Consider the following 14,051-nt stretch of genomic DNA (forward strand, 5'->3'; position numbering starts at 1 on the left):
TCGTTGTTGAGGAGAGCCAGCATCCTGGCCACCAAGTTTTAGTCCGATGCGGACGAAAGCGGTACAGCCAGCAATAACCTCACGGGCCAGAATTGAGTCAGCTTTCTACCAGCCAGTCCTGTTCTGGACACACAAAAGTATCGTCCAACCGCTGAAGCCGGGCTGCCAGCAGGGGCACCTTGTCGAGTTCGTAGTGGTAGAAGTAGCGGGCAGCTTCCAGCTTCCCCCGGTAAAAAGCCCCTTCCTTCCCTACCGACTTCTGCGCCTGTTGCAGCCACAGCCAGGCCAGGGTCACGGTACCAAAAAGCTCCAGATAGGCAAATGCGTTGGCAAAGGCCCGTTCTACCTCGCCCTGGGCTGCTTTGTTCAACAAATGCTGGGTGACTTCGGTGGTGGTCTTGAGCGCTTGCTCGAGCTCGCGCGCATACCCGCACAGGCTGCTGTGCGCCTGGCAGGCCCGGATGGTCTCTTCAATGGCCCCTGCCCACAGCCGAAAGCCCGCCCCACCCTCCATCCCCACCTTGCGGGCCAGCAGATCGAGGGCCTGGATGCCGTTGGTACCCTCATGGATGGCGTTCAGCCGGTTGTCACGGTAGAACTGCTCCACGTTGTAGTCGCGGGTGTAGCCATAGCCCCCATGAACCTGGATGGCCAGCTCGTTGGCTTTAATTCCAAGCTCGCTCACCCAACCTTTGACCACCGGGGTCAGCACCTCCAGCAGCAGGTGCGCCTGTTGAGCGGCTTCTGGAGTGGGGGCAGTGCGCTCTTCATCTACCAGCCGGGCCGCGTACAAGCACAGGTGCAACGAGCCTTCGGCGTAGGCTTTTTGCGCCAGCAACATGCGCCGCACGTCGGGGTGCTGGATGATGGGCACGGCCGGGCTGGCCGGGTTTTTGTCGTGCATACGGCGGCCCTGGGTACGCTCCTGGGCGTATTCCAGGGCGTGCAGGTAACCCGTATAGGCCAGCGCCATGGCCCCCATGCCCACCCCAATGCGGGCCTCGTTCATCATGGTGAACATATAGGAGAGGCCCTGGTGCGGTGCACCCACCAGCTCACCTACCGCGTCCTCGAGGCTGAGCAAACAGTTGGGAATGCCCCGGTAGCCCATCTTGTGGTTGAGACCGGCCACCTTGACCCCGTTGCGTCGCCCCAGGCTACCGCCGTCGTTCACCAGGTACTTGGGCACAATGAAGAGCGAGATCCCCTTAACCCCTGGAGGCCCGCCGGGAATCTTGGCCAGCACCAGGTGCACGATGTTCTCCGAAACCTCGTGGTCGCCCCCGGAAATCCACATCTTGGAGCCGTTGAGCCGGTAGGTGCCGTCGGGCTGGGGTTCGGCGCGGGTCAGGATATCGGTCAGGGAAGAACCGGCGTGGGGCTCGGAGAGGCACATGGTGCCAAAGAAGCGGCCTTCCAGTTGGGGCAGCAGGTATTTTTTTTGTTGGGAAGGCGAGCCATACTTCCGGAGCACGTTGGCATTGCCCGCCGTCAGCAAGGCAAAGCTGGCGGTGGCAATGTTGGCCGCCTTGAAAAAAGCCCCGTAAGCCGTGGAGATCACGTAGGGCAGTTGGATGCCGCCCAGCTCGTAGTCGTGGGTTGCGGCAAACAGGCCCGCCTGGCGGTAGGCCTCGAGGGCCGCCTTGACCTCGGGGTTGGTGTGGACTTTTTCGCCATCGAAGTACGGCTCTTGCTGGTCGTTTTTCTTGTTGTGGGTGGCGAAGTGTTCGGTGGCAATCTTGTAGGCCACATCCAGAATGTCCTTGAAGGTCTGGCGGCTGTGGTCGCGGTAGCGTTCGCGTTGGGTCAGGGCCTCGACCTCCAGCACTTCGTACAGCAGGAACTCGAGGTCGCGCCGGGAGATGAGCTTGTCCATAATGCTGCGATTTTACCCAACCTCAACCGGGCCGCTGACCCAGATCACACCCCCACCCCCCGAGCGCTGTGGGGGTCTCTATTAGCGGTTGAGCACGCAGGTTCGAAGTCTACCGCACCACCGTACCGGCCCCCGCCAGGGCAGCTGAAATCGGATTTTCGATTCGGGCATCGCCAAAGACCACCCGGCCCACCCCGCCCTGCACCGCTTCCACTGCACCCAGCACCTTTTTTTTCATGCGCCCCTGGGCCACGCTCATGTACTGCGGGTCGTTCACCCGGGCCGCGGGAATTTCGCGGATCAGACTCGACTCATCCGGAAAGTTGGCCAAAAGGCCCGGAATATTGGACAAAAGCAGCAAGGCTTCGGCTTTGAACGCCGTAGCCAGCATGGCCGCCGCCGTGTCGCCGTCGGTGTTGATGGCCTCGCCCTGGTAGGACACCGCTGGCGGGGTGAGCACCGGCAGATAGCCCGCCTCCAGGAGCAGGCTTAGCAAGGCGGTGTTCACCTTTTCCACCGAACCCGTGTAGTCGCCCCGGTGAACCTTGATTTTGCCGTTCTCGAGGTACTTGACCGCCTCCTTGCGCTTGCCCTCGAAGATGCGGCCATCGAGCCCCGAGAGTCCCACTGCGTTCACGCCCTCCCGCTGCAACAGCTCTACGATGCGCTTATTGACCAGGCCGCAGTAAACCATCTCGAAAATTTCCAGGGTCTTGCGGTCGGTAAGGCGGCTGGTCAGGCCGCCCGGGTGGGTCAAAAACTGCGGGGGGTGGCCCAGCGCCTCGGCGATTTTGTTGGTCTCGCTGCTGCCGCCGTGAACTAGAATCAGCCTCTGGCCTGCTTTCCAGCGCTGCGCTGCGTCCTTGGCCACGGCCTCGTAGTTGATGCCTTCCGAACCCCCTACCTTTACCACAATCATCGGCCAACCTCTAGCCAGCCATCATACCGATTTTTTGTACACATCGGGGAAATGCCGCTCCATGAAGCGCTCAGGAACCGCCAGTGGCCGGAAGCCAAAGCGGGCATACAGGCTGTGGGCGTCGCGGGTAGCCAGCATCCAGCGTCGCAAGCCCTGGAGTTCGGGGTGGGCCAGGATCACTTCCATCAGCCACTTGCCCAGCCCAGCCCCTCGGTGGGCTTTCAGCATGTACACATCGGCCAGATAGGCAAAAGTGGCCCGGTCGGTAACCAGCCGCGCCCAGCCTATCGGTTCCTCGCCCCGGTAGATTCCAAAAGCCAGCGAGTTCTGGAAGGCTCTGGCCACCACTTCCAGGGGAATCCCCGGCGACCAGTACGCCTCGTGGGAAAGATGGTGATGCATTAGGGCCAGGTCAAGCCTGGCAAAATCGGTGCTGATGGTGTACTCGCCTTTTTGCCACTCCACCTTTCTACTCTAGCGGATAGAGTTCCGGGCGCAAGAAAGGGGGTAGGGCCAGCTCTATGGTGTGCCGCCAAAACTCCACCCGTTCGACGCGGGAAAGGGTCAGGATACCAACCGCCCCACTGCCCTTTTTGGTATCTTTTTGGCCCATCAGGTCGTCCATCACCAGGCCCAATTCCTGCCCCCCACGCAGCCGCTCCCCCACCACCGGCGGCAGCAAAACCGAGCCCCCCCGGGCCATCCCCCTGCGCCCGTCGGCCCGCAGCACCACTGCAATATTGAAAAGCCAGCTCCCGTAGGTGTTGAATTCCACCCCAGCTTCCAGCCCCAACCCCCAGCTTGCTCCCGGCTGGGCCAGGGCCGCTTTGGCTCGGTTTTCTGCTCCCAAAAAAGTTTCTTCGTAGCCAATCGGCTGGTCAGGCACTCCACTGGGCACCTCCACACCGCGAATTTCAAGCTCAGGGAAAAGCTCTGCAAACACCAGACGAACGGGCTCGAGTTTGGCCGGGTTGGTACTGCCGACGACTAACATGGCCCTAGGGATGCAGACCGGGGAACTCGAGGCCAGTGGTCTCAGGCCAGCCCATCCGCACATTCAGGCTCTGGATGGCGTGCCCTGCCGTGCCCTTGACCAGGTTGTCGATGGCCGAGATCACCACCAGCCGCCCGGTGTCCTCTTCCAGTTCGAAGCCCACATCGCAGTAGTTGGTGCCCTCAACCACGCCTGGGTCAGGGTAGCGGTGGATGCCCTTCTTGAGCTTCACCATGCGAATGAAGGGCTCTGCACCGTAGACCTTGCGATAGGCGCCCCATACGTCTTTCTCAGTGAGGCCCGCACGCAAAAAGGTCTGGGCAGTCATCAGGATGCCGCGCACCCGGTCAGTGGCCACGGCGGTAAGGTGGACCTGGGGGTGGCCCGGCAGGTTCTCGCGTATTTCGGCGGTGTGGCGGTGCCCGGTGGGCTTGTAGGCCCGGATGCTGCCCGCGCGTTCCGGATGGTGCGAGGCCAGGCTGGGCTCGGCCCCCGCCGCACTGGTGGAAATCATGACGGTAGCAAAAATGGGTCCATCCACCAGCAGGCCCTCCTGGACGAGCGGGTACAGGCCCAGAAGGGTGGCGGTGGCGTTGCAGCCGCAACAAGCGATGTGGTTAGCGGTTTTGAGGGCTTCGCGGTAGAGCTCGGGATTGCCATACACCCAGCGGCCCAAAAGGTCGGGGCGGGGGTGGTCTTCGCCGTAGAATTTTTTGTACAGACCCAGATCTTTCAGGCGAAAGTCTGCCGAGAGGTCGAGGGTGATGGGGGCCAGGCCAGCGTACTTCTCGAACTCCCTGGCCGCGACGCCGTGGGGCATGGAAAGCACCAGGATATCGCAGGGCTCCAAACTGGCCGGGTCTACGAACTTCAGGTTGGTGCGGCCCCGCAGGTTGGGGTGTACCAGGCTCACGGGGTCACCCACCATCCGGCGCGAGGTTACCTGCTTGACTTCCAGGAAAGGATGCCCCAGGGCCAGCCGCAAAAACTCTCCCCCCGCGTAGCCGGAGCCGCCCACAATCGAAACGGTCTTCTTCTCGCTCATACAATCAACGGTCTAGAATACCCGATAAGCACCCCTATGCAAACCGGCAGATTCTCCTACGTGGTCGGCTTTGACGACTTTCCCTTCGAGCGCTTACACCGGGGCAACGTGCGGGTGGTGGGGGTGGTGTACAACAGGCTGCGGCTGGAAGGGGTGTTGAGCGGCCAGGTTCGGCGGGACGGACGCAACAGCACCCGCGTTCTGACCGGGCTCATCCAGCACTCCAAGTTCTACCCCAGCCTGCAACTGGTGCTGCTGCAGGGCATTGCCCTGGGCGGGTTCAACGTGGTGGATATCCGGGCCTTATCGGAAAACCTGGGCCTGCCGGTGCTGGTGGTCTCGAGGCGCAAGCCCAATCTTGCCACCATCGAGGCCGCCCTCCGCAAAGTGCGCGGTGGCAAGCAGAAATGGGCGCTGATTCAGAAGGCTGGGGCTATCGAGCACGTGGCTGGCGTCTACGTGCAACGTGCCGGGCTGAGCGTAAAGCAAGCCGAGCAGGTTATCCGGCGCCTGGCGGTGCACTCCCGCATCCCCGAGCCCCTGCGGGCCGCCCACCTGATTGCAGGCGGCCTTGCCACAGGGCAGAGCCGGGCTCGGCCCTGAGCTACCGGCACTTCTAATGAAGCCACAGACTCCAGGCATACTCCAGAATTTTGCCCGGGATGTCCACGCCGGTGGTGCTTACCGAGTTCTTGAACTCCATGGTGTGGTTGACCTCGTTCACCAACAGGCCCCGGGGCGACTCGAAGAGATCAATGGCCACCACCCCGCCCCCCACGGCTTTGGCCGCGCGCACGGCCAGGTCGGCCAGCTCAGGGGTCACTTCGCACCTGGAGGCCTTGCCGCCGCGGGCGGTGTTGGTAATCCAGTGGGCCGAGCTGCGGTAGATGGCCCCAATGCAGGTATCCCCCACCACGAAGGCCCGGATGTCGCGGCCCCCTTTCTCTACCAGTTCCTGCACGTAGTAGAGCTGGTGCTGGTAGCCCCCCAGCACCTCCTTGTGCTCGATTACCGTTTCGGCGGCGTCGCGGTCGCGGATGAGCGAGAGCAGGCGGCCCCAGCTTCCCACCACCGGCTTCATCACCACCGGATAGCCCATTTCTTCGATAAGCTTGAGGGCCTCCTCGGCCTCGGTGGCCAGGGCGGTTTTGGGCTGGGGCACCCCGTGGGCCTCGAGGGCACAGCTCGTGGCCCACTTATCACCACAAACCTCGATGACCTCCGGCGCGTTCACCACCGGAATCCCCAGGCTTTTTAAGTAGCGCGAGACCGCCAGGCCTTTGCTCTGGGAGACCAGGCGCTCCACCGCACAGGTGATGCCCTCGAGTTCCGGTGGGCGCTCTCCCAAGCGCATGGGCAGTTGCTTGGCATAGATTTTCTTGAAGGGAATGCCCAGCCCCTCGGCGGCCCGGAAGAGCATCTCCTCGTCGGGGCGGATACGGTCGTAGAGAATGGCTAGCATATTAGTCTCAAGTCATAACAGATTCGGTTAGTTCGGCGCCGGATGGCGGCGAACTAACCCGACCGAAGGAAGTGCTCTAGGATTCAAAAAGATAGCCTCTGAGGGTCTTTGGTTTGGATGATTATCTTTTTGAATCCGGTTTCGCAAGACAAAGGTCGCAGGTGCGCTATACAGCAAGAGACATGCGACCTGAGACCCGCGACGCGCTGGAAAGCAGCGCTATTCGCCCCAGTCCTCCGCTTCTTCGGGCGCGGCTTGCAGCCTGAGGGGCTCCAACCCCACCACCTCGAGCTCCGCTCCACAGGTATCGCAGACCACCAGCTCGCCTAGCTCGGGGTTCTCCAGTTCAATCGGGCTTCCACACTCTACACATTCGACTGTCATGGTTTCTCCTTGGGTTGGTTGATTGCTATGCCTAAAGCGCCTGGCTTTCGGCTATCAGCCTAGTATCGTTCGGCATCTTCTTCGTCCTCGTCCAGTTCCGACCAGTCGGGCGCGAAGCGGTGGCCGCACTCCGGGCAGATTGCCTCTTCCTCGCCTTCCCCCACTTCAAAGGTCAGGCCGCACTCGGGGCAGTCTACAAAAAGCCCCTCCTCCCCCTCTTCAATGACCACCACCTCGAGGGGATCGGCAGAGAGAATCTGCAAAAAGGCCCCACAGGACTCGCACTCAAAGTAGTCGTCGGGGGTCAGTTCCTCCAGGTCTTCGCTGGCGAGGTAGTTGGGCTCGCCGCACACCGGGCAGATCACTTCCAGGTCTTCCATAAATCCTCAACCCCACCAGTCTACCCCTCGGCGCTTTCCCCGGGAAACCGCCCGTACTTGCGGTAGTACTCCAGAATGCTCCCTTCCTTCAGGGCTTCCAGCAAAAAAGCAGGCGGGGGCCTGAGTCGGAAGGTTTCTGCTCCGCGCCGCAAAAGGCCCTGCTCGAAGTCCAGCTCTACTTCATCGCCGTCCTGCAAAGCATTCACCACCTCCGGGGCCTCAAAGGGCATGATGCCCAGGTTGACCAGGTTGCGGTAGAAGATGCGGGCGTAGCTCTTGGCAATGATGGCCTTCAGGCCCAGTTTGCGCAAGGCCTCTGGGGCGTACTCGCGGGAAGAGCCCAGGCCGGTGTTTTTGCCACAGACCAGGATGTCCCCCGGGCGATAGTTCGGCGCAAAATCGGGGCGAAAGTGGGCAAAGGCATAGGTGTGAAACTTGTCTTCCCCCACCATGAAGGGCGCGTACTTGCCGGGAAGGATATCGTCGGTGTTGATGGCGTCGCCAAATTTCCAGACCCTGGGCATTATTTCCACTTCCTTTCGTTCCAGTAATCGGGGTGGTCTACCGCAAACACATCGGGCGTTAACAGCCCAAGCTGCCGGGCCAACCCGTAAAGTTGCCCCCGGTGGTGCACCTCATCCTGATAGGCGTGCTGCAGCAGCAGCCAGCCGCGCATCCCTTCGTGCCAGGGGTTGTCGGTAGCGAAGTCGCTCAGGCGGGAAGCCGGCGCCTCCAGGGCCCAGGTTCGCATCCGTTTTTGAACATCCTCCAGCCAGTGGTGGAGCGTCTCGAGCCTGTGGATGGTCAGATGCTTGTGTAGCTCCCAGTCGGCGTCGGGGCTCTCTTCCAGGGTTCCTTTGGGCTCCCACTGTTGCAAAAGCAGACCCCGAGCCGCATAGAACTGGTGCGCCCCGATGTGATGGAACATCTCCCCCACCGTCCTCGAGCCCGGCCACAGGGTGCGCCGCAAATCCGCTTCTGAGAAGCAGCCGAGCAGCTTCAGCGTGACCATCCGCACCCCGTCCCAGTGGTCGAGGAAGCGCTCGAGGGTAGTGTAAACGGTTGCAACGCCGGTCATCTTGCCCCCCGAGCCTAACCCCCCAACAGTTCCTCCGGCGTGGTGATGTACCCTGCCACCGCCGTAGCCGCTGCCACCCGGGGCGAAGCCAGATAAATTTCGGCATCCGCCGCCCCCATGCGGCCCCTAAAGTTGCGGTTGGAAGTGCTCACACACACCTCGCCCGGGGCCAGCACGCCCTGGTGGCGGCCCATACAGGGCCCGCAGCCAGGAGTACCCAGGGTCGCGCCCGCTTGCAACAGGGTGAGCAGAGTGCCGTCGGCGGTGGCCTCCTCGAGCACCTGCGAGGAAGCCGGAATAATGAGCATGCGAACCCCCGGCGCCACCTTGCGGCCCTTCAGAATTTCGGCCACCTGGTGCAGGTCGTCGAGCCGCCCGTTGGTACAGGTGCCCACAAAAACTTGGTCTACCTTCTTGCCCTTGACCTTGGCCACATCTTCCACGTTGTCCACGTAAAAGGGCACCGAGACGCGGGGGGTGAGGCTTGTGAGGTCAATTTCGACTTCCTTAGCGTAGACCGCCCCCTTGTCGGGGTAGAGCCAGTCGGGCACCGCGTAGAGTTCAAGAATCTCGCCGCTAGGCACCACCAGCCCGCACTTGGCCCCGGCTTCCACGGTCAGGTTGGCCAGGGTGAGGCGCTGACTGCGGGAAAGGGATTCGGCCCCGTCCAGAAGGTGCATCTCGATGCTCATGTAGGTCGCCCCGTCGGCGGTGAGGACGCGGATCATCTCGAGGGCCGCGTCCTTGGCCGTGGCGCCGGGGGCCAGCGAGCCCCTGAAGGTTACCTTGACCGTCTCGGGCACCCGCAGCCAGGTGCGCCCGGAGGCTGCCGCCAGTGCGATGTCGGTAGCCCCCATCCCGCTGCCAAAGCAGGCAATCCCGCCGTAGGTGGTGGAGTGCGAGTCCGAGCCCAGCACAATGCCCCCCGGTAGGGCCAGCCGCTCCTCCACCAGAACCTGGTGGCAGATGCCCCGCCCCACATCAAACACCCGGCAGCCGTGGCGGTTGCCCCACTCGCGGATTTCTTTTTGGGCCTTGGCCACCTCCACATTGGCCGCCGGGGCCACGTGGTCTATCACGATGGAGACTTTCTCGGGGAAGCGCGGGGTGGCCCCAAGCTGCTCCAGCCGCTTGAAAAAGCTACCGGCAATGGAGTCCACTACCATCACCTGGTCTACCTCCACCACCACCAGTTCGCCCGCCCGCACCGCGCGGCCCGCTCGTTTGGAAAGGATTTTTTCAGCTAAAGTCAGGTACACGCCGACCTCCTATCAGGCGCCTCTATACGAATGAAACCACGCGGCAGCACACCGTGGTTGTGTTTGCTGAACCACCGTCCCAATTCGTAGCGGTGAGTTGCCCACGTGAACCTCGCGCGAAATTCTTAAGCACATCGGCATCTCGGTGGATGAATATCAAAAGCTCTGACATATCTTAGTCCAGGTTCTCCAGCCGTGCGTTGGGCACTTCCTCGGGCAGGGTATGGCGAGAAAGGCCTTGAACCTCGGCAATCTCGAGCAAAAGTTCCTCAGGCTTCTTGCTGCGTCCAATCTCGGCGGTGCGAGCCTTGAACTCCTGGGCAATCAGCCTGGCCTGCTCCTTGCTGATTACAAAGTTCTCCACTTCCTTCAAATAGTAGTAGATCAGATGCCAGCCTGAAAGCGGGCCCAAGAGAAGCTGATTTTTGTCCACCCCAAAGTCGTGCAGGCTGTGGGCCTCGTAAACTTTTTTCTCGTTCAGTACTGCTTTCTGATGCACCCCGGCCGTATGGGTGCGGTTGGTGAGCGAAACCGGCTCAGTATAGGGCACCAGGGTGCCCAGAATCGAGGCCATCAAAACGTTCAAGGGGTAGCACTGGCTGAGGTTGTACTGCGAGGCGATTTCGGGGTAGCGCTTGGACAGGTTGAACAGCACGCCCGTAACCGAGGGAATCCCGGAACGCTCGGCCAGGCCCCAGATGGAAGCGTCCACGTAGCGCACCCCCGCCCGCACGGCGGCATTCACATTCGCCAGGGCCAGGCCCCGGTCGTTGTGGAAGTGGCATTCGAGGCTCACCGTGGGATATCGCTCTTGCAACCGGGTAACTACGGCCACCACATCCTCGGGCTCGGCGATGCCCACGGTATCGGGCATGCCCAGGGTATTCACGTAGGGGTACACCGCATCGTAAAGGCAAAAAACGTCCTCGAGCGGGGTGCGAAAGGCATCCTCGGCGCTGAAGCGGATATACAGGTCGGGGTAGGCCTGGCGGGTAGCTCGGATCACCTCTCGGGCCAGCGTCACCGATTCTTCCAGGCTTTTCTGCGCGTTGTACTGCTGGGCCAGGGGTGAAACCCCCAGGTACAGGTTCAGCCCGTTGCAACCGGCCTCCAGCGCTTTTTCGATGTCCAGTGGATTGGTACGGCAGTGGCCCAAAAAGCGCAGCGGCTTGTCGGTGAGCGTTCGGGCATGGGCAATGAGCTCGCGCACGTCCTCCGCCTCGGCCTCTCCCACCACAGGCGAGAAGAACTCGAAGTGCGTCACGCCCAGCTCAATCAGACCTACCAGCAATTGCTTTTTCTCCTCGAGGGTAAAGCGGTACTTCTCGGTGTCGAACAAAAGTGGTGACTGCTGACCATCGCGGAAGGTGGTGTCCACGATTTCAATACGGGAGTGGGTAGGCTCTGGCATAACATCCTTCATAAAAAAAATCGCCCGCAAGCAGGTGCGGGCCGGGATACGCAGCTGCGCGGACTAGCTCAGACTAGCCCCCCGGCACTGGGTTTTTTTGCACTTACGATCATCACTGGCAGAAGTGTACGGGTGGTATACCGTGCTTGTCAAGGTTGGTGTGGTTTAAGGTTTGTGCCCTCTTGTACCAGATTCGGTTAGTTCGTCACTAAACAGTGACGAACTAACCCGACTGAAAGGAGTGCTCTAGGATTCAAAAAGATAGCCTCTGGATTTTTTTGTTTGAATGACTATCTTTTTAAATCCGGTATTATTCGGTTGGATCAGACTGCCCTATATGTGTACAGTGCGGTGCGGATCCCCCGTAGCCGTAAACGCCGACCAGAAGTAGGGGTTGGGATACTCCCGGCGCAACACCAGTTGGGCCTCGCGCAGGGCCGTAGCCACCGTCATCCCCGCCCGCAGGTTGGTATAAAAGGTGGTCATGAACCTGGCGGTAGCATCGTCGCGTACCGGCCACAAGCTGGCAATCAAGCAGGGCGCACCTGCATAAAGGAATCCCCGCGCCAGACCCATCAGTTCGTCGCCGCTGGTTTGCTTGGCCAGACCCGTCTCGCAGGCCGAGAGCACCACCAACTCGGCCCCCAGGCGCAGGTTATAGAGATCGCGGGCCGCCAGCCAGCCGTCGGTCATACGCAGCCCGGAAAACATAGGGTTGTCGGGGCGGAAAGCCCCGTGGGTGGCGATGTGCAAGACCTCGGCCTGGGGTGCGGCCGCAAAGAAGTTTTGTAGTGTGGCCGCCTCACCCACAAACTTGTGGGGGGTCTGGGCAATCTGGCTGATCTGTTCCACTTCGAGGGTAGCCTGGGGAATGTTTTCGATAGGCACGCCAAAAGCCACCAGCGAGCCGGGGTCGTGCCGAACACGTTTACGGCACAAGGCGTACACCGCCGCGCTGGGCGAGAGGGAAAGCTCTGCACGGTCGAGTAGGTATTGTTCGCCATCATATAAAGCTGCAAAAGGCACCGCGTGGAGTATCCCGTGCGGGACGATAATGAGGGGCTGGCCGGAGAGTTGGAGCGGGAGGGGTTCGATGAGTAGCTGGTAAAGGGCATGGAGTTGGTCGTCTACCGAGCGCTTGAGGGCTTCCTCACCATATATCTTCAGCATTATGCCGCCTTGAGCGACCCGGCTGAGAAAGAACTCGAGCTGTTCGACGTGCTGCTGAACCTGCTCGAGGGTGCCCAGCCCCCGTACCGCCTCGACGCGACCCCCGTCCACCACAAAGGCCATCAGACCCTCGCGGGTATGGAAGTACTCGAGCAGGGTGGTGCCGGGCTCCAAGGTTTGCTGCAGTTCGTGCAGGCGAAGCTCCTGCACCTGTTCGACCATGACGATTTCGGGCTGGAGGCGCTCAAGCTCGCGGATGAGCTGTGTGACCCGCTCCTCCAGAGCCACCATTTTTTCCCAGTTGTTGCCACGGATTCCCGTTGCCGCTTCGGCTTCTACCGCCAGGAAGTGCTGGTTGAGCTCCTGGCGCGCCTGGGCGAGTTCCTGTTGCAAGCGTTCAACCTCGGGGTCGGCTGAGCTGCGCGGGCTTTCGCCGCCACGGGCCAGCAGGTCTACCAGGGCCCGCGACTTGGCGCGTTCGGCATATTCGAAGGCTTCACGGGAGTGCTTTGTGTCCAGAAGCAAGTTCACCAGGTCGCCGTAGACCTCCAGCTTATCGCCCAGGTAAGCCGACTTGAACTCGTCCACGCTGAGGCTGGCCCGCACGCCCTCGAGGCGCTCGATGGCGCGTTTGAAGTGCAGTTCGGCGGCCTGGGTGCGGTTCTCCAGCAGGGCCATCTGACCGCGCAGGCGTTCGATGCGGATGGTGAGGTCGGGGATGCCCAGCCCCACGGCCAGTGAGGCGGCCTCTTCCAGGCAGCGCTTGGCCTCCGGGCGGTTGCCCAGCTCCAGCAGGGCTTCGGCCATCACGCTCAGGCCCAGGGCCTTGGCTGAGGGCACCTCGCTCAGGGCCTCAATGGCCCGACCCGCTATCAGCACAGCCTGCTCGAGGGCGGCCATCTGGCCCTGGCGGCCCGATTCCAAAAACAACGAGGCCACCGAAACATCTACCAGTGCCGCCTGGATGGCGTTTTGCAGGGACAACCAGCCCTCCCGCGCCCGTTCCAGGGTCTGGCGGGCTTCCTCGAGTCTGCCCTGCTTGGCCTGGGCGCCCCCCAGGGTGGTCAGGGCCTCGGCCTGCTCCATCTGCATACCCCGCGCCGCAAAAACCTCCACCAGTTCCTGAGAGAGCTTGCGGGCTTCCGACAGCAGGTTTAGATCGAGGTGGATGCGGGCCTCCTCGAGCTGGGCAAAGGCCGCGTTGGGGTTGCCATTGAGCCTGCCATACATGGCCCGCACCCGGCTCAAAAGATCCAGGGCCTGGTTCAGTCGGCCTTCCTTTCGGTAAAGCAGGGCCAGATTCACGCTGTTGCCGATAAAGTCTTCGGTCAGGTTGTGGGTACGAAAAATGTCCAGGGCGGTCTGGTAATGGGCCACCGCCTCGCGGTAGCGATCCTGGGCCTCGTAAATCAGGGCCAGGTTGCCGTGGGCCTTACCCTGGCCTACCACATCCCCCACCCTCGAGAGTTGTTCCAGCGCATTCTTGATGGCGCTCTCGGCCTCGAGCATCCGCCCTGAGCGGTAGTGAATGATGCCAATGTTGATGCTCACCAATGCTGCATCGCGAAACAGCCCCAGCCCCATAAAGGCCTCGCGGGTTTTTTCCGCCAGGGCCAGGGCTCCGCTCATGTCGCCCATAACCGCCAGGGCCTGGATCTGCCGCATTCCAGCGCGGGTCGCGTCTTCCTCGTATCCCAGGCTTTGCAGCCCCTTGCGGGCTTCTTCATAGACGGGGATAGACTCGGCAAAATTGCCGCGTACCGTCAGGCCTACCGCATAGGCCCACAGGGCCAGCGGGCGGGCCCTGGCGTCGTGGACATGGGCTGCGACTTCTACAGCCCGTTCCCCTGCCAGCAAGGCCCTGGCGGTATCCACGTCTTTTTGACGGTCTACTTCCGCCTTGAGAACCTCGATTAATTCAATCGCTGGCATGGTCTGCTGTAAACGCGCCTGCCTTTTGGCTGGATCAGGCTCGTCCATCAGATACCGGGCCAGGTCAATGGTATTCATAGCCGCAACGTCCCAATCTTAAGGGGAATTGCTACGTAAACACAATTTTGGCGGTTTACACAC

General features: G+C 61.6%; 14 protein-coding genes. 1 reads left to right on the forward strand and 13 read right to left on the reverse strand.

The features are described 5' to 3' along the window. Positions 1-97: 97 nt before the first annotated feature. From Q0X23_RS05035 to argC, 5 genes are all read right to left on the reverse strand, one after another. Entirely contained in the window at positions 98-1,876 is a 1,779-nt protein-coding gene (locus tag Q0X23_RS05035) for an acyl-CoA dehydrogenase (protein ID WP_297859279.1), read from the reverse strand. 109 nt (positions 1,877-1,985) lie between these two features. Beyond that, a complete protein-coding gene (locus Q0X23_RS05040) occupies positions 1,986-2,795 on the reverse strand; it encodes a [LysW]-aminoadipate kinase (protein WP_297859280.1) in 810 nt (269 codons plus the stop codon). Positions 2,796-2,816: 21 nt separating this feature from the next. Next, positions 2,817-3,260, reverse strand: a complete 444-nt coding sequence (locus tag Q0X23_RS05045; protein ID WP_297859281.1) for a GNAT family N-acetyltransferase — start codon at positions 3,258-3,260, stop codon at positions 2,817-2,819. Positions 3,261-3,264: 4 nt separating this feature from the next. Beyond that, entirely contained in the window at positions 3,265-3,789 is a 525-nt protein-coding gene (gene yjjX / locus Q0X23_RS05050) for an inosine/xanthosine triphosphatase (RefSeq protein ID WP_297859282.1), read from the reverse strand. 4 nt (positions 3,790-3,793) lie between these two features. After that, positions 3,794-4,834: an N-acetyl-gamma-glutamyl-phosphate reductase gene (gene argC / locus Q0X23_RS05055; RefSeq protein WP_297859283.1), complete on the reverse strand. Its 1,041-nt coding sequence runs from the start codon at positions 4,832-4,834 to the stop codon at positions 3,794-3,796. Positions 4,835-4,870: 36 nt separating this feature from the next. Here argC and Q0X23_RS05060 point away from each other — a divergent pair, with 36 nt between their 5' ends. Continuing rightward, a complete protein-coding gene (locus Q0X23_RS05060) occupies positions 4,871-5,437 on the forward strand; it encodes a DUF99 family protein (protein WP_297859284.1) in 567 nt (188 codons plus the stop codon). 13 nt (positions 5,438-5,450) lie between these two features. Here the strand turns inward: Q0X23_RS05060 and lysX are convergent, their stop codons facing one another. From lysX to Q0X23_RS05100, 8 genes are all read right to left on the reverse strand, one after another. Then, positions 5,451-6,296 carry a lysine biosynthesis protein LysX gene (gene lysX / locus Q0X23_RS05065; protein ID WP_297859285.1) on the reverse strand — a complete coding sequence of 282 codons (846 nt, stop codon included), beginning with the start codon at positions 6,294-6,296 and terminating at the stop codon, positions 5,451-5,453. A gap of 219 nt (positions 6,297-6,515) precedes the next feature. Further along, positions 6,516-6,680: a lysine biosynthesis protein LysW gene (gene lysW / locus Q0X23_RS05070; protein ID WP_297859286.1), complete on the reverse strand. Its 165-nt coding sequence runs from the start codon at positions 6,678-6,680 to the stop codon at positions 6,516-6,518. A gap of 59 nt (positions 6,681-6,739) precedes the next feature. Next, positions 6,740-7,060 (reverse strand): paraquat-inducible protein A, encoded by a 321-nt coding sequence (locus Q0X23_RS05075; protein ID WP_297859287.1) that lies wholly within the window; start codon positions 7,058-7,060, stop codon positions 6,740-6,742. Between the two features lie 20 nt (positions 7,061-7,080). Beyond that, positions 7,081-7,584, reverse strand: coding sequence for a homoaconitate hydratase (locus Q0X23_RS05080; protein WP_297859288.1), 504 nt, complete (start codon positions 7,582-7,584; stop codon positions 7,081-7,083). Further along, positions 7,584-8,138 (reverse strand): DinB family protein, encoded by a 555-nt coding sequence (locus Q0X23_RS05085; RefSeq protein ID WP_297859289.1) that lies wholly within the window; start codon positions 8,136-8,138, stop codon positions 7,584-7,586. The genes Q0X23_RS05080 and Q0X23_RS05085 overlap by 1 nt, the downstream gene beginning before the upstream one ends. A gap of 14 nt (positions 8,139-8,152) precedes the next feature. Then, on the reverse strand, positions 8,153-9,397 hold the full coding sequence (locus tag Q0X23_RS05090) for a 3-isopropylmalate dehydratase large subunit (RefSeq protein WP_297859290.1): 1,245 nt from the start codon (positions 9,395-9,397) through the stop codon (positions 8,153-8,155). Between the two features lie 175 nt (positions 9,398-9,572). Continuing rightward, positions 9,573-10,808 (reverse strand): LeuA family protein, encoded by a 1,236-nt coding sequence (locus Q0X23_RS05095; protein WP_297859291.1) that lies wholly within the window; start codon positions 10,806-10,808, stop codon positions 9,573-9,575. Positions 10,809-11,141: 333 nt separating this feature from the next. Beyond that, the gene (locus tag Q0X23_RS05100) at positions 11,142-13,988 is read right to left on the reverse strand and encodes a CHAT domain-containing protein (RefSeq protein WP_297859292.1); all 2,847 of its coding nucleotides are present in this window, start codon (positions 13,986-13,988) and stop codon (positions 11,142-11,144) included. Between the last annotated feature and the right edge of the window lie 63 nt (positions 13,989-14,051).

Origin of the sequence: Meiothermus sp. (genome assembly GCF_026004115.1) — a bacterium.
Classification (GTDB): domain Bacteria; phylum Deinococcota; class Deinococci; order Deinococcales; family Thermaceae; genus Meiothermus.

What these genes read in the sequence shown, in the direction of transcription:
- Q0X23_RS05035 (WP_297859279.1), bottom strand. Translation starts at nt 1,876, where the DNA reads ATGGACAAGCTCATCTCCCGGCGCGACCTCGAGTTCCTGCTGTACGAA.
- Q0X23_RS05040 (WP_297859280.1), bottom strand. Translation starts at nt 2,795, where the DNA reads ATGATTGTGGTAAAGGTAGGGGGTTCGGAAGGCATCAACTACGAGGCC.
- yjjX (WP_297859282.1), bottom strand. Translation starts at nt 3,789, where the DNA reads ATGTTAGTCGTCGGCAGTACCAACCCGGCCAAACTCGAGCCCGTTCGT.
- argC (WP_297859283.1), bottom strand. Translation starts at nt 4,834, where the DNA reads ATGAGCGAGAAGAAGACCGTTTCGATTGTGGGCGGCTCCGGCTACGCG.
- Q0X23_RS05060 (WP_297859284.1), top strand. Translation starts at nt 4,871, where the DNA reads ATGCAAACCGGCAGATTCTCCTACGTGGTCGGCTTTGACGACTTTCCC.
- lysX (WP_297859285.1), bottom strand. Translation starts at nt 6,296, where the DNA reads ATGCTAGCCATTCTCTACGACCGTATCCGCCCCGACGAGGAGATGCTC.
- lysW (WP_297859286.1), bottom strand. Translation starts at nt 6,680, where the DNA reads ATGACAGTCGAATGTGTAGAGTGTGGAAGCCCGATTGAACTGGAGAAC.
- Q0X23_RS05075 (WP_297859287.1), bottom strand. Translation starts at nt 7,060, where the DNA reads ATGGAAGACCTGGAAGTGATCTGCCCGGTGTGCGGCGAGCCCAACTAC.
- Q0X23_RS05080 (WP_297859288.1), bottom strand. Translation starts at nt 7,584, where the DNA reads ATGCCCAGGGTCTGGAAATTTGGCGACGCCATCAACACCGACGATATC.
- Q0X23_RS05085 (WP_297859289.1), bottom strand. Translation starts at nt 8,138, where the DNA reads ATGACCGGCGTTGCAACCGTTTACACTACCCTCGAGCGCTTCCTCGAC.
- Q0X23_RS05095 (WP_297859291.1), bottom strand. Translation starts at nt 10,808, where the DNA reads ATGCCAGAGCCTACCCACTCCCGTATTGAAATCGTGGACACCACCTTC.
- Q0X23_RS05100 (WP_297859292.1), bottom strand. Translation starts at nt 13,988, where the DNA reads ATGAATACCATTGACCTGGCCCGGTATCTGATGGACGAGCCTGATCCA.